This is a genomic window from Segatella baroniae B14, assembly GCF_022024235.1.
GTDB classification, from domain to species: Bacteria; Bacteroidota; Bacteroidia; order Bacteroidales; family Bacteroidaceae; genus Prevotella; species Prevotella bryantii.
This window is the reverse complement of the sequence record NZ_CP091799.1, coordinates 2,419,805-2,436,647: the sequence shown is the minus strand read 5'-3', so window position 1 is coordinate 2,436,647 and position 16,843 is coordinate 2,419,805. Positions and strand designations below refer to the sequence as shown.

The 16,843-nt window shown below is 37.9% G+C and carries 8 protein-coding genes; all 8 read right to left on the bottom strand.

Going from position 1 to position 16,843, the window contains the following annotated elements; genetic code table 11:
* Window positions 1-19: 19 nt before the first annotated feature.
* Window positions 20-3,226 (bottom strand): SusC/RagA family TonB-linked outer membrane protein, encoded by a 3,207-nt coding sequence (locus L6469_RS10210; protein ID WP_039870779.1) that lies wholly within the window; start codon window positions 3,224-3,226, stop codon window positions 20-22.
* A gap of 376 nt (window positions 3,227-3,602) precedes the next feature.
* On the bottom strand, window positions 3,603-5,726 hold the full coding sequence (locus L6469_RS10205) for a two-component regulator propeller domain-containing protein (RefSeq protein WP_237851085.1): 2,124 nt from the start codon (window positions 5,724-5,726) through the stop codon (window positions 3,603-3,605).
* The gene (locus L6469_RS10200; RefSeq protein ID WP_237851083.1) at window positions 5,702-6,574 is read right to left on the bottom strand and encodes a two-component regulator propeller domain-containing protein; all 873 of its coding nucleotides are present in this window, start codon (window positions 6,572-6,574) and stop codon (window positions 5,702-5,704) included. The genes L6469_RS10205 and L6469_RS10200 overlap by 25 nt, the downstream gene beginning before the upstream one ends.
* A gap of 153 nt (window positions 6,575-6,727) precedes the next feature.
* Complete coding sequence (locus L6469_RS10195) at window positions 6,728-8,641, bottom strand: glycoside hydrolase family 13 protein (protein ID WP_006282884.1); 1,914 nt, start codon at window positions 8,639-8,641, stop codon at window positions 6,728-6,730.
* Between the two features lie 16 nt (window positions 8,642-8,657).
* Window positions 8,658-10,562: a type I pullulanase gene (pulA, locus tag L6469_RS10190; RefSeq protein ID WP_027453072.1), complete on the bottom strand. Its 1,905-nt coding sequence runs from the start codon at window positions 10,560-10,562 to the stop codon at window positions 8,658-8,660.
* On the bottom strand, window positions 10,559-12,691 hold the full coding sequence (locus L6469_RS10185) for a glycoside hydrolase family 97 protein (protein WP_006282882.1): 2,133 nt from the start codon (window positions 12,689-12,691) through the stop codon (window positions 10,559-10,561). The genes pulA and L6469_RS10185 overlap by 4 nt, the downstream gene beginning before the upstream one ends.
* 15 nt (window positions 12,692-12,706) lie before the next feature.
* On the bottom strand, window positions 12,707-15,388 hold the full coding sequence (locus L6469_RS10180) for a 4-alpha-glucanotransferase (protein WP_006282881.1): 2,682 nt from the start codon (window positions 15,386-15,388) through the stop codon (window positions 12,707-12,709).
* 139 nt (window positions 15,389-15,527) lie between these two features.
* Window positions 15,528-16,829, bottom strand: coding sequence for an SLC45 family MFS transporter (locus tag L6469_RS10175; RefSeq protein WP_006282880.1), 1,302 nt, complete (start codon window positions 16,827-16,829; stop codon window positions 15,528-15,530).
* Between the last annotated feature and the right edge of the window lie 14 nt (window positions 16,830-16,843).

Sequence of the window (16,843 nt, the reverse complement as noted above, 5' to 3'; positions counted from 1 at the left end):
ATTCTGTTTCTCTTCATGATTAGAAGGTAAAGTGGACACCACACATAAAGGTACGAGGTGTTGGGAAAGAACAGAAGTTATAACCTGGAGTAAACGTTCCACCTGCATAGTCTACATTATAGCCTTTATATCCAGTGAAAGTATACAAATTCTGAGCAGATACATATATACGTGCATCTGTTACCACACCACCAAACCATTTATTAGGCAAGTTATAGCCTAATTCTACATTAGCTATTTTCCAATAGGCAGCATTCTGAATCTTACGTGAGCTGAACAAATCGTTCCATGCCATACCTGTATTTACAGCGTATGTACGTGGCACATCAGACAGATATGTTAATCCATCTTCAGAATAACGGTTAGCATCAAGCATAGCAACATCCTTGTTTCCATAGCCATAACAAGAGTTCAAACTATTATAGATTTCATCTGATACATGATAGTTAAGTGCACCAAAAGTCTGGATACTCAAGTCAAAATTCTTATATTCAAAACGGGCACTGATACCAAAGTTTACCTTAGGAAGTCCACTTCCCAATACGACACGGTCTGCAGAGGTTATTTCGCCATCACCATTTACATCTTTATAAAGACAATCACCTATACCAGCACCAGTTTGTGTTATCACAGTACCATTCTCATTGACATGGTTGTCTAAATCCGCCTGAGTTCTGGCAATACCCTCATAAACATAACCATAGAATTGACCTATTTCCTGACCAACAATGGTAATATAGTCACCAGAAATATAGGAATTAGTACCAAAACCTAAAGACTTAACCCGATTTCGAAGTGTACTGATATTAGCACTTAAATCATACTTTAAAGGATGATCATGGTTACGATAAGTGGCAGAGAATTCAAAACCACTATTGTCCATGGTGGCTGCATTCATGGTCACGGTTGTATTAGAAACACCTGCATTCTCTGGTACAGGAACACTATAGAGCAAATCTTTTGAACGATTTCGATACCACTCTGCTGTAAATTCTAAACGGTTATTAAACATGGCTAAGTCGATACCTATATTAGTCGTAACTTTCTTCTCCCAAGCTATATTCTCATTAATAAAGGTAGAGATAGCAGAACCTGTAACTACAGTATTACCAAAGCTATAGGTCATATTATTACGAGCCATCGTTGCCATATACTGATATTCACCAATATTCTCGTTACCTAATTCACCATAACTTGCACGAATCTTAAACAGATTTACTACATCATGACTAATCGGGAAGAATTTTTCTTTATCAAAACGCCAACCTGCTGATACAGAAGGGAAAGTACCCCAACGAATATTACGAGAAAGGCGAGAACTTCCGTCACGACGAATGACTGCAGAAAAAAGATATTTCTCATCAAAGTTATAATTCAAACGACCAATAAAAGAAGCCAAAGCATGCTTATATTCGTATGAAGAAGCATCACGGGTTGCAGCATTTTGTATCTGTAGAAAATAAGGTTCATCAAATTCAACACCCCATGCTGTCAAAGTATTGGTATGTTCCTCCTCATAAGTCTGGCCAAGAACCAAATTAATATTATGTTTAGCAATATGCCCATCATATGTAAGTGTATTCTCTATCAAAGCATCAGAATAATCGCGTGATCCTTTGGTTAAACGTTCATTGGCCTTGGCCAAATATACACGGTTACTCTGAATCCACGAAGGAACCCAGGTTTCATCTGTTGCATGAGTTTTGCTATATGACAAGTTGATGTTATAATGTAAACTATGATTCTTGCTGTGCAAACCAACCATATTCATAAGATCAACATCTGCAGATGCTGTACCTACAAATCTATCAGCTATAGTATTACGAGTTAACAAATTATTGATTAACAATGGGTTTGAAGCTGATATATCACCATGAATAGTGTCATAGTATACACCATACCCGTAAGCATCATATTTATAACCATTAGCAGAACCTACTTGATCATCCAACACCCATGTTGAATTATCGTATGCCTTAATAGTTGGCTGCATTAACAAAGTACCACGAAGCACATTAGTAACATCACCATAAAGCCCCTGAACATATTCTGAAGCATTAGAAATAGCCATGTTATCCTGGTCTGAGTGTGAATATACTACACTCGTACGGAACTTAATAAACTTAGTATCCATCGTGTTATTTACACGAGCTGTATATCGAGTATAGTTAGGTCCGGCACCTTCGATTGTACCTTTCTGCTGGAAATAATCAAGACCAATATTATAGGTATTATTGGCACCACCACCACTTAAATTGACATTGTGGTTCTGACGAATACCAGTTTTAAAGACTTCATCAAACCAATCAGTATTGGTATCGTCCATAAAATGATATTTGCCATCTTCCCCTTTGCTATAACCACTAGGGATCGTTGTAGCTGAATTTTCTAATGCTTGACCAAGATACTGACTATACTGATCAGCATTCATGACGTCATATACACCTTTAGAAATTTTATCGACACCAAAATAGCCTGTATAGTCAACCTTCAGAGGTTGATCTTTTCGACCACTTTTTGTTGTAATAATAACTACACCATTTGCAGCACGAGAACCATAGATAGCACCAGCTGCTGCATCTTTCAATACCTGAATAGTAGCAATATCATTAGGAGAAAAATCACGGATAGTAGTACCCACAGGCACACCATCAATTACATATAACGGAGCAGTACTACCGAAAGAACCAATACCACGAATACGTACAGATGGGTCTGCACCAGGCTGACCATCAGAAGTTATCTGAACACCAGGAACTTTACCTTCAAGCATCGTAGAGATATTTGAATTAGAAACCTTCTTCATCTCCTCCGCATTCACAATAGATACAGCACCCGTTAAATCGGCTTTTTTCTGTGTACCATAGCCGACGACAACCACCTGATCTAACACATGATCATCTGTGGTCAACTGAATTTGCTCGATTTCAGAACGGCCTCTTACGGCTACTTCACGGTCTTTATAACCAACATAGCTGATAAGTAAGACAGCTTGAGATGGTGCCTCCAACTGGAAACGACCATCAAGATCTGTGACCGCCCCCTTATTTGAGCCTTTCACTTTAACAGTTGCTCCAATAAGAGGATTACCTTGTTCGTCAACAACCAGGCTACTTACCTTAATTGTTTTTGCCTGTGTCACTGAAGCCATTACTGAAGTCGGACAAATAGTAAGTCCACTCATAGCGCCTAGACATAGCATAGCTGAGAATAGTTGTTTTCTCATTTTACAAGTATTTAGGTTATTAATTGATAGAATAGTTATCTTGTTTTTCTTGACCAAAAGATTATTATACAATTCTAAAACTGGTAAATATTCACTGTCGATTTATTTTACATCCGAAAGTTTACTATTATAATTGAAATAAGAACGATTCCAATACCAGTCAGAAAGATATATTATGTTTTTACAGCATAATTTTATTAGGTTTTCATTCTTAGGTCATTAATTATCTGAGATACACTCATTTGTCTATGCCGCAAATATATACAAAGTGCAGTTTTGCAAGGTGGACAAAATAATCTATTAGGTGGACAAATAAAGATTCGTGTTGTAAATTCTCTATTTATCCACCTAGCATTTATTAATTCTCGATATCTTCTTAATTTACAGGTGCTTCTCCATTATAAACCGATGGAGATACACCATACTGTTTTGAAAAACAACGAGTGAAATATTTCGGATCATTGAATCCTACACTATAGGCAATCTCTGTAATATTTCGTCCACCTGTAGCATCCAACAATAATTTACTTGCGACTTCCAAACGATAACGACGTAAAAATTGTGCTGTCGAATCTCCAGTCTCATTAGTTAATTTTCTACTTAGAGCACTTCTACTCATTCCTAACTGATCGCCTAATTCAGACACACCAAATTCTGAATTTTGATAATTTTCTTCAACAATACACATTACCCGTTCCATAAATGGAACATTATTTTTCTCAACTTCCTTAAGTGTAGCCTCAACGCTTTTAGACTGGCTCTCTGCATATCGCTTTTGAGTTTGAAGAATCTCTTGTATACGCGTCTGTAGCTTACCAGGTTCATTACTTTCTTTTAAAGCTACTTCCAATGGACGATAAAGCTTTTCGACTTCACGATCATGCAGCACTTTAATTCGACGCTTATACAAATAGCGAGCTATAACTACAACCAAAAGTAATATTAATAGGAAAAACCACCAACTCTTCCAAAAATAAGGAATTACATGCACATTTATAGAGATACTATTCTCATCAGTTTGTAAAACAGATGAGTATTTCACCTCGAAAGTATAATCGCCCGAAGGCAGACTCGTATAACGTACACTATGCTGTCCTGGTTGTAACTGAATCCAATCATTATCAAACCCCTTAAGACGATAGCTATAAACACCTTGTGTTTCGCTACCAAAATTTAAGGTCGAGAAATCAATCATAAATGCCTTGTCACTCTCATGAAGATAAATATCATGAGCTATAGATATATCTTCCTCTAAAAAACGAGAACCAGCATATGCCTCCCTCTGATCGATCGTAAGTCCAGTAAAACGTAAATGTCCCTTATAAATACGTTCTACATTTTCTCCATTCAACTGTATTAATCCAGCGGTGGTACCTAAATACAAAGCTCCAAAAGGCGACTTCACTGCTGAATTAAAATAGAATTGTGATGAAATTAATCCATCATCCTCTGTATACTTCGTAAATACTCCGGTTTTAGGATTTAAATGAGTTAAGCCATAATCTGTAGTTATCCATAAGTTTCCTTTCTGATCTTCTACAATTCCTTTCACACTATTATTAGAAAGGCCTTGAGCCATAGAATAATTTTCATAAGATACCTTTCCATTCTTATTGACAACCCTTTTGTAAAGTCCATAGCCATTACTTCCTAACCATAAAGTGCCATCTTTCGCTTCGTAGAAGCTACAGATTTTATCAATGATTTTACTTTTAGGATTATCCAATTTATGTCGAATATGGCGAAAAGAAAAATACCCTTTTCTACTTTTACGAGATTTTAAGTCAACTACAACCATTCCTTCTACACATCCTACATAAAGCATCCCCCCTCGAGTTATAATAGAACCTATACAACCACGAATGGTTCGATTTTCTAAAAACGGCTGCTCCAAGGAATTAGATTTGAAATTATAAAAGAAAAGACCGTCATTCGTTCCTATCCACAATCCATTATTTATGCGATCATACGTCAGCGTTCCCACAAAGAGCAATGACTCCTGAAATTTTGCAGGTATCTGAAGAGGACGAATATCTTGCGGATAATCTATTTGCATTTGATGTACACCTCCTCCCCAGGTACCAACCCACATCATATTTCTCCTATCAGTAGTAAGACAAGAAACACTATTATGGGTAAGAGCAGAGTTAGACTTATTAATATGCAAGAAAGACGACTCTCCACTTTTCTTCATATTCAAACCACCCTCTACTGTACCTACCCATAATTGCTGACGCGAGTCTATTAACATTGAGTTTACTGCATTCGGTGAAATCGAAGCAGGATTATCTGAGTGAATATAATTAGTCAACAGCAATTGACGAGGAGATAACTTGGTTATACCTCCAGACTCTGTACCTATCCATAAATTACCATGACTATTCGAGATGCAATGAATAAAATTACTACTCAACGGAACTGTTTTATGACATACATCCCAAACATCAAATACTGTTTTACCAACTTGCAATACATCTATACCACAATATGTACCAACCAACAAAGACTTGCCGAAAACAGATAAACACGAAATAAAATCATGAGACAAATCTCCTTTTTTCCCGTATATCGAAAAGCCTTTAAAACAGTACCATTAGGGTTCATTATATACAAGCCATGATTAGTCCCCAGCCAGTATTTTCCTTGATACTTAATAAGTGCTGACAAAAAAGCGATTCCTGTATTTTTAAGAGATGATATTGTTTTAGCCACCTGAAGCCTCCCACCTTGAGCCTTCAATTTCACCAATGTACTATTAAGACAAACCCAAGGACAACCATCCTGATCGATATCAGTAATTATCACATCTGGTGTATTGGCCTTATAGCTAAACGAAAGTATCTGCACAACTTCACCTTGATTATTAAAAGCTATACGATAAATATAACCCATCGTAACCAACCAAATACATCCTTTACTATCTGTCATAACTCTAACAGAACGTTCGGATATTATTTTATTTAAGTCTAATATACCAGGCTTTACTTTTGGCATAACCTGTCGCATCATATCCAAATCTACGATACTTGTACCCTCATCAAAAGAGACCCATAGACGATGATATCGATCTTCTGTAAGATTTCTACAAGAATTACTTCGAAGTGACAAGCCCTGAATTCTTGTTCCAAAATAACAATTATAGCCATCATAGCGTACTAATCCTCCACTTTGAGTAGCAATCCATACAAAACCACGACTATCCATAAATATATCATTAACAAAGTTATTAGGAAGCCCTGTCATAATATTTAAATAGGATACATCATATTGCTCAAAAAGTTGTATTTGAGCGACACTATTCGCCATGGATAATAGTTCTATCAGTAGTGTTAGTAGTACATACTTCATAGGATTTTTCAAGTATAATTGGTTTAGGTCGACTACAAAAGTACAAAAAAACTAATAATATAAAAAAAAATCGCTTAAAATTCCGAGACCTTCCCAAAATAATCTCATGAATTTTAAGCGATTGCAATAAATATTTCTATACGATAAATATGATTATTTTATCTCTATAATCAATGTTTGTCGAGGAGATAAACGAATATTCTGATCCAAACGGACAGTGTCTCCCGAAATAATATCAGTAGCCTTCAAACGCCCACCAATAATCTCAGCATAACGTTTCACCTGACAAATCGCATCATGATCGGTACCATTCAATATTGTCATGACCGCCTTACCCTTATACTGACGTGCAACGACGTAAACACCATCCACAGGAATAAACTGAGTCTGTTCACCATGAACAATCACCTCGTTTCCTTGACGCCAATGCAACAGTTTGCTTACCCAATCAAACATGGCATTTTCGTCATGAGTTCTTCCATCTTTACTGAAAGCATTGTGAGTATCTCCAGGAAAACCTCCAGGAAAATCTTTACGTACATTTCCATCAGTAACCTCTTTGGTACCATTCATCAATATTTCAGTACCATAATAAAGTTGAGGAATACGTTTAATAGTCAATAACAAAGCCAAAGCCTGTTTCAGACTATTTACATCCTTTCCATTACCCAAAAAACGATCAGTATCATGATTCTCTATAAAAGCCATTACACTGGAAGGATTAGGATAGAGATAATCATAACACAAACTATTATAAATTCGATAAAATCCCTTTGACCAATGATCAGTTTCCTCAGTCTTAGCCTGATTAACTCGTTCAAAGAAAGCAAAATCCATAACGGTTTTCAAATAGCTATTCTTTTTACTCAATTTACTATCTTTCTGCCATGCAGCCGTATAAGCAGGTTCAGCTACCCACGTTTCACCTACGGTATTAAAATTAGGATACTCTTCATTGAGACATTTCATCCACTCAGCCATTCCGTCTCTATCGGCATACGGATAGGTATCCATACGGATACCATCAATACCAACAGTTTCTATCCACCATTCAGAATTCTGAATAAGATAACGCATCACATGCGAATTACGTTGATTCAAATCGGGCATAGAGGGAACAAACCAACCATCCACTGTCTCATGCATATCTATCTTAGAAGCATACGGATCGAGAACAGGAGTTAACTTATAAGATGTCTGCAAATATGAAGAAGCAGTCTTTTTATCGCCCATTCCCGTATTACGATCTACACCTGAAGCATTGGCATCCTGCGCCTCACTCAGCCATTCTGGGGTATTAAACCAGTCTTTGCTTGGCATATCCTTTACCCAAGGATGCTCAAAACCACAATGATTAAAGATCATATCCATAACCACTTTCAAACCCTTAGCATGCGCATCTTGAACAAGTCTGATATATTCCTCATTCGATCCAAATCGGGGATCCACTTGATAATAATTCGTTGTGGCATAACCATGATAAGTAGAATAGCCATGACTATCTGGAGAATTATTTTCTAAAACAGGAGTAAGCCAAAGTGCCGTTACACCCAATTGATTAAAATAATCTAAATGTTGACGTATGCCTTCCAGATCACCTCCATGTCTCAAAGATGGCTCTGAACGATCATTAACATATGGATTCATTCCCTTAATCTGATCATTTTTACTACTTCCTGAAGCAAAACGATCAGGCATCAACATATAGAGAACATCTGCATTCGTAAAACCTACATGATCTTCACCGGCCATCTGTCGATTATTTAACGGATAGTTGACAATTTGTTTATCAAACTTCAGTTTCATCGTTCCAGCCTGAGCATCTTTCACATTCAGATAAACCAACAAATAATTTGGAGAATCCAATCGTACAACAGAATCGACCTTCACTCCTGGGTAATCCGTAGAGAATTTAGCTTGACGGATATTTTTACCATAGACCATCAGTTGCAATGACGGGTTTTTCATACCCACAAACCAATTGGCAGGCTCAATTCTTTTTACTTTCGTCGCTGCACCTACATGTAAGCAACCGCATAACAATGCTAATAAAAATATTTTTTTCATAGTTGTATTCGTTCTATTAATCATGAAATATTAACGCAGACTGTCCATCTACCATCACCTTTCCGCCAGTCATCTTATCGATACCATCTTCATTGATTATTCCATCACAAGCTACTACTGTATATAATCCCTCAGGAATTATTATCTCCTGTGCATCACGATTACCATTAAGGATGACATATATCGTTTTCCAAGAATCCCCCCCAGCATACTCCTTTAATACAAATCCAACCATCGCAGGCTGTACCGGCAAAAAAGAAAGATGCTTACGCACTAAATCTGCATCACCTAGTCGGAAAGCAGGATGATGCTTACGCAAGCAAATGAGATTCTTATAATAACTAAACACTTGAGGATATTTTTTCAGATTATTCCAGTCTAGCTGATTAACTTCATCTGAAGAATTATAACTGTTATGAACCCCTTTCTTGTCACGAAGCATTTCCTCGCCAGACAATACAAATGGTACTCCCTGAGAAGTAAACACGGCAGTCTGAGCTAATTCATCCAACCGAATCAACTCATCGTCCTTGATACCTGGCAACTCTGCACGGAGGCGATCTACCAAACACATATCATCATGACAACTAACATAGCTAATTTGCTGGGTAGGTTGCAAAGCAAATGGCTTTTTATCATAATTTACCTTACTCATATCGACATCATCATGTGCAATACCTCCAACGATACCAAATTTCAAGCTTTCTTCTTCACCTGACAATCCCGCCAAAAATGCACCTTTCCTATCATCCGAGAATGGACCACGCAAGGCATCACGCATATCATCACTAAAGACTGCAATACCCGGCATTTTATAAGTAACCGCTTTCATCGCCAACATATCTTGTGGATAAGCACAACTACCAGCACTCCACCCTTCACCATACACAAAGATAGAAGGATTAATTCGATTTAATTCAGTGCGTACTTCATTCATCGTCTCTATATCATGCACCCCCATCAAGTCTACACGAAAACCATCGATGTGATATTCTTGAGCCCAATACTTGAATGATTCTAACATAAACTGGCGCATTAATGGCTTATCAGATGCTGTTTCATTACCACACCCAGAACCATTTGAAGGCGTTCCATCGGCATTAAATCGATAATATGCATTCGGATATGTCTTCTGAAAATTACTATTATCTAAATCAAAAGTATGATTATATACCACATCCAAGATAACACGGATACCCGCCTTATGCAAAGCCATAACCATCGCCTTAAACTCCTTGATACGAGTAGATGGATTATATGGATTCGTGGAATAAGAACCTTCTGGAACATTGTAGTTCAAAGGATCATATCCCCAATTATACTGAGGCTGATCTAACTTGGTTTCATCTACAGAGGCATAATCAAAAGAAGGCAAAATATGAACGGCATTTATACCTAATTCCTTCAAATGGGCTATTGCCTTCGGTTCTGTTAAAGCCAAAAATTTTCCTTTGTTTCGTATGCCCGAGGATGTGTCGATGGAGAAATCACGATGGTGCATTTCATAAATGACAAGATCTACTGGCGAACGAAGATTTAGAATATGATCCAACTCCCACCCTTCAGGGTTAGTGGTTGCCATATCCAGTATGAAACCTCGTTTGCCATTTACACTCACAGCCTTAGCAAAGACACCAGGAGTTTCTCCCTTCCCCATATCAAAGGTATAATATTTACCTACCAGATTACCTCTTACCGTTTGTATCCAAAGATCTTTTCCTGATTTCTTTAGAGATATGGTTTTCCATGGTTTATGAGTTTTGTCATTCTGATATATCCGCACTTTCACCTTACTTGGTGCATGAAGTTTAAACACAGTCTGCTCAGGACTGTAAGATACTTCTTTAAAAGTATCCTGCGCCTGAGCAGATGACATCAACATGAGAGCTGTCATAACAGCTATTAGTCTATTTACTTTCATTTAGCTATCAATGAGATGGCAAAGCCACCACCAGGAGCCTCAGTTAACTTGAGGGTATCACCTTTTTTAACGATGCGATGGGTAATGGTATATGCCTTTGGATTTTTTTGATAATGTGCATTTTTAGCGTCTGCATAAATGGTACAGTCGTACTTCCTTCCCTTATCCAGGAAATCGAGTTTAAGGGTACTCTTATGACCATTTTCGTCACATTTACCACCAACAAACCAATTATTAGTACCTTTTGCCTTACGGGCTACAGTAATATAGTCTGCAGGCTCTGCTTCCAAATACTTACTATCATCCCAATCACAGGCGACGTCCTTGATAAACTGAAAGGCATCACGATATTTGGCATAATTTTCTGGAAGATCAGCAGCCATCTGCAATGGTGAATACATAGTGACATAAAGGGCCAACTGACCAACCAATGTAGTACGAACCCATGAAGTATTATCACTCCAAGTATTCAACTGAGTTTCCAATATACCAGGAGTATAATCCATTGGGCCACCTTGCAAACGAGTAAATGGAAGTATCACGGTATGGTCTGGTTTATTTCCACCAAAAGCTTCATACTCAGTACCTCGCGCACTCTCGTTGCCCACCAAATTAGGCCAGGTTCTGCAAAGTCCCGTAGGACGAGTTGCCTCATGCCCGTTAACCATAATATGATGTTTAGCAGCAAGCTGTACATTATAAAGATAGTGATTATTCATAGACTGCGAGAAGTGATGGTCGCCGCGAGGAATTATATCACCAACATAACCCGTTTTTACAGCATCATAACCATACTTATTCATCAGGTTGAATGCATTTTCCATGTGACGTTCATAATTACCAACACTTGAAGAAGTTTCGTGATGCATCAAGATTTTTACCCCCTTTGAATGTGCATATTCGTTCAAATACTTAATATCAAAATCAGGATAAGGAGTAACAAAGTCAAATACATCACGTTTCCAATGATTAGCCCAATCTTCCCAACCTACATTCCATCCTTCAACCAATACTTCTTGCAATCCATTTGCAGCAGCAAAATCAATATATTGCTTTACTTTTTGTGTATTAGCAGCATGTCGACCATTAGGCTTTACACTATTCCAGTCAATCTGATCTAACTTAATTGATGGAAAATCATCTGTGTAATGCCAAGAACTCTTACCTACAATCATTTCCCACCACACACCACAGTATTTAGTAGGATGAATCCAAGAAGTATCTTCAATCTTACATGGTTCATTCAGATTCAGTATCAAGTTACTTGAGAGCATATCACGCGCATCATCACTAACCATTACGGTACGCCAAGGACTCTGACATGGTGTTTGCATATAGCCCTTCATTCCTGTGGCATCAGGAGTTAACCATGACTCAAATACCATATTTTTATCATCCAAATTCAAATGCATTGTAGCATAGTCGATGCAAGCGGCCTCATGGATATTGATATAAAGTCCATCTTGAGATTTCATCTGCAAAGAGGTCTGTACTCCAGTTGGTGAGAATACTGATACAGAAGAGTTATCCCAGTTGACTGCATCATGGAAGCGACTACGAATCTGTGAAAGTTTGCTTTCCTGTGTTTCCTGCTCCTGTGTATCATAGTCACCTGGCAACCACCAAGCAGTATGATCACCTGCCATAGCAAACTGTGAATGTTCCTCCTTAATCGTAAAGTAGGTTAACGAATCCTGTTGTGGAAATTCATAGCGGAATCCCATACCATCATCATATACCCTAAATCGAATTATCATCTTACGCTTACTTTCCCCTTGATTCAGATCTACTTCTAATTCGTTATAATGATTACGAATGGTAGCAGTTTCACCCCAAACAGGTTTCCAAATTTCATCAAAAGTAGATGATTTTGTGTCTAAAATTTGAAAACCATCCATTAAACTGGTTTCACGAAGTCCTTTAGAGGCATGCTTGTCTTTTGCCAGTTCCAGTCCTAAATGAGAAGGTTTTACCACGGCCCTACCCTTGTAAGTCATTTCATAAGTAGGCTGCCCATTTCCTGTTAATGAGAAGTTGACAATAATCTGTCCATTAGGAGATTTGACGGTCTGAGCCGACACGAGAAAAGGTGTCAGCAACAGACTGAGTAATAATGTTACTTTTTTCATTTTTGTGTTATAAGGTTACTTTCTTCCAGCCTCGAGTATCAATTCTGATACACAATGCGAGAAATCTTGGTTATTTATTAAATCCTCAATATTCACATGCATACGATAACGCCAGTAATGACGTGGATTAGCCGGTATATTGATTCGCTCTGCATTTTGGTCTGCCAAACGAAGTTTTTCATCGATAGCCATCCAGTCTTGAATGCTCAAAACACAGAGCATAGAAGGTGATGCAAGATGGCGACTGATAATATTGCGAGCCAGCCATCCTGGAAGTGGATGTGGTGCAGGCCCCTCACGATGCAACATCGTATTATAGTATTCTTGAGTACGTTCCCAATCTTCATCCCACCATTGACGCAATGTTGGCATATCGTGAGAAGATATTGTACATACCGAACGGTATGGATTTCTACTCAAATGCCCAAACTTAACGGTAGGGTCCTTTGGCATACTCTGTAGTTCTAGGCTTAAAATGCGAAGCTGATTCATTACCCATGGCACACAATCAGGAACCATTCCCAGGTCTTCTGCACAAACAAGCATACGAGTAGCCTCTACAAGTCTAGGCAATTTCTTCATAGCTTCACCATACCAGAACTGATTGTTTCTACGATAATAATAATCATTATAAAGCTTATTAAATGCGGCTTTGTCATTATCCCAAAGTGCTTCATAAACAAAATCAAACTGCACCGAGATTCGTGGGTGAAACTTGTTTGGATCTTTACTGTCACGTATAAAGAGTACATCACTAATAAGTGAGTATAACCCATCTCTAATCCAGATATCCTGATCTGAAGTTTTACCTTCAAATATCGCCTCAATCTTACGCTGAGTATCGTATTCTGGTTTCATTTCTAGAATATCATCATGTACACGATTCAGATATTTGGCTTTGACTTCATCCGCATGTTCTTTGAAAATACGCTCTACCACCCAGTCTGCAATAAATGGTTTAGTAAACTGTTCTTCCTGAAAATGAAGTCCATATCCCTCGATTTCGTCACGGGTCATCCCTAATGATGGAGCAAACTGACCTAACAAACCATGAACGGAATTAACAGGTATCTCCCATATGCGGAAGAAACCAAGTACATGGTCGATACGATAAGCATCAAAAAACTTCGACATATTCTGGAAACGGTGAACCCACCAGACGCAACCATCCTTAATCATTTCATCCCAATTATAGGTTGGGAAACCCCAGTTTTGGCCATTGACGGAGAAATCATCAGGTGGAGCTCCTGCCTGTCCATTCAAGTTGAAATATTTTGGCTCCATCCAGACATCACAACCATATCGATTTACCCCAATAGGGATATCACCTTTCAGAATAACACCCTTTGATTTAGCATATTCATGTACGCTTTGCATCTGTCGATTCAAGATAAACTGCACATAATAATAAAAAGCTACATGTTGATACGCTTGCGATTTATGATCTACTAGTATATCTCGATCAGCCTCATTCCAAACTTGATGGTCTGGCCAAGTAGAGAAATCAGCAGTACCATACTCTTCCCTCAAATAACTATACTGCGCATAAGGCACTAACCACCATTCAGCCTCCTTGAAGAATTGTTTAAAGTCGGTAGACTTAAGGACCTTCTCTCCCTCCTGAGCAAAGAGTTCCTTAAGATATTCATTTTTAGCCTCATTCACACGTTCATAATCTATTTGCTTCAGAGCATTCAATTCCTCACGAAGTTTCTCGAAGTCATTTTTCTTCTTTACATTCTTCAATGATGGTAAAACTGTAAAGTCAACATATTGCGGATGTATAGCAAAGATACTAATACAACTATAGGGATAACTATCCGTCCATGTATGCGTTATTGTCGTATCATTGATTGGCAACACTTGAAGAACTCGCTGATGGGTCTGTGCCACAAAAGTAATCATCTTCTTCAAATCACCAAAATCACCGACACCAAAACTTGTTTTTGAACGAAGCGAGAATACAGGCACAAGAGTACCAGCCAATTTTCGATCGTATATTTCGAAGAAAGCTTGGTCTAATTCATACACTTCTACATCACCAGCCTTCATTTCTGGTAAATCTATGGTACGATTATACCCCGTTTCCCATAAAGGACTATAATCAGCTTTCTTATTCTTTGCAATAAACTTAAATTCGAGATGATAAGTATTCAAAGCCTCAACATTGAGGTCAACTACCCACTCATTATAATTATGCTCAGCCATAGGAATAGCTTTATCAGCATTCCATTTTCCTAAAGCTTCAATACTTCCACAGAGAAATAAAGCTTCATTCTCACGCAATTGTGGAGCATGAACCTTTATCTTTACGGTCTTTGGATAAGCATGAACCGGTTCTTCTCCTAACACAATATGGTTAATACAATCAGTGTAAGCTGAAGAATATAAATAAGAATCAGCAGGAATATCATTCCATCGGTCGTAAGTAACATAGTGCTCGCCTTTCAAAGAAGACAATTTCAAGATATGCGGAGCCAATTTCCATTCAGATCGCACCTCCTGATTTCCTCTTACTACACTATAATAATAAGACAATATCTTTAACTCCTTATGACTACCTTTAATAGAACCACTCCAATGGAGTCCATCGCATGTTGACAATCTACATTGGCTTTTGGCATTACTGTTTATTACATTCAGCACCAATTCTTCTCCGAAGACGGTCTGATAAGCTATATTGAATTCTATTTTCATAGACTAGTTATTAATTTTGTTGCTAAGTTAGTAAAAAAATCTAATAACTTGTTTGCACAATTTACATGATTTCTGAGAATTCGTGCGCTAACGATTGCACACTATTCTTTTACTAAACAAAAGAAGCTGTACCACATGTCTATTTTTCCTTAATAATACTTACAGACAGCGCACCCAAAATAAGCAGAATACCTGCTAAAATCATCATGTTGCTCTGTACAGAACCGACCATATTTAATAAGATGCCACCCACAATGGCAGCAACTATCTGAGGGATACAGATTGTACCATTAAATAGTCCCAAATAAGTACCCAAATGACCATATCCCTGGAGGGCATTGGTAACAAAAGTAAATGGCATGGCCAACATAGCGGCCCAAGCACATCCGATGAGCACAAATGGAGCAAACATTAAATACTGATCATGAATAAAAGCTGTCCAGGCAAAGCCGATACCACCAAGAATAAGACTCAACGCATAAGCGAATTTACGATTTTTAAACTGCGGTAACACTGCAGCCCAAATTACAGAGCCAATAGCTTGTACTGCAAAAAGTATACCTACCCAGTTTCCTGCTTCCTGATAACCTTTACTGGCTACGTCTGTTGTTCCCCAACAGTTATCAGCGACAGTACCATTCGTATAAGTCCACATATACATAAAGGCAAACCAGCAAAAGAATTGTACAAGTCCCACTTTCCAGAAAGTAGAAGGTGCTTTCTTTAACAAACTTACCAAGTTAACTTTTTCAGCATTCAAAGGTTCTTTTAAACCATTATATTCTGCATATTCCTGTGGATTCCACTCTTTTACTTTTAGTGTGGTATAAATCACACAGATAATCAATATCGCTGCACCTATATAAAAACTATAAATCACAGAATCTGGTACAACACCTTGAGGAGCGACATTAGAAATTCCGATATAGGTAAACACAAATGGGAACACATATCCTACAAGGCTACCAGCATTACAAAGAAAGCTTTGTATCGAATAAGCCAATCCTTTCTGTTTTTCGTTAACCATATCACCTACTAGCATTTTGAATGGTTGCATGGCCATATTAATACTAGTATCCAAAAACATTAAAGCACACAAGCCAAAAATCATGGCCGTTGAAACATGCATACCAAACGAACCTGCATTAGGTAACAGGCACATCACCAATACTGCAGCTGCTGCGCCTACAAAAAGATAAGGAATACGTCGACCTAATTTGCACCAAGTCTTATCACTACATGCACCAACAATCGGTTGAACAAGAATACCCATCAATGGAGGTAAAATCCAAAAATAACTCAGATTGTGTGGGTCTGCACCCAAAGTTGCAAATATACGAGAAATATTTGCACTCTGTAAAGCGTATGCAATTTGTACGCCAAAGAATCCGAAGCTCAAATTCCACAGCTTCCAGAAACTCATATTAGGTTTTTGTTTCATATAGGTTTTGTTTT

What these genes read in the sequence shown, in the direction of transcription:
- L6469_RS10185 (WP_006282882.1), bottom strand. Translation starts at nt 12,691, where the DNA reads ATGAAAAAAGTAACATTATTACTCAGTCTGTTGCTGACACCTTTTCTC.
- L6469_RS10180 (WP_006282881.1), bottom strand. Translation starts at nt 15,388, where the DNA reads ATGAAAATAGAATTCAATATAGCTTATCAGACCGTCTTCGGAGAAGAA.
- L6469_RS10195 (WP_006282884.1), bottom strand. Translation starts at nt 8,641, where the DNA reads ATGAAAAAAATATTTTTATTAGCATTGTTATGCGGTTGCTTACATGTA.
- pulA (WP_027453072.1), bottom strand. Translation starts at nt 10,562, where the DNA reads ATGAAAGTAAATAGACTAATAGCTGTTATGACAGCTCTCATGTTGATG.
- L6469_RS10210 (WP_039870779.1), bottom strand. Translation starts at nt 3,226, where the DNA reads ATGAGAAAACAACTATTCTCAGCTATGCTATGTCTAGGCGCTATGAGT.
- L6469_RS10175 (WP_006282880.1), bottom strand. Translation starts at nt 16,829, where the DNA reads ATGAAACAAAAACCTAATATGAGTTTCTGGAAGCTGTGGAATTTGAGC.
- L6469_RS10200 (WP_237851083.1), bottom strand. Translation starts at nt 6,574, where the DNA reads ATGAAGTATGTACTACTAACACTACTGATAGAACTATTATCCATGGCG.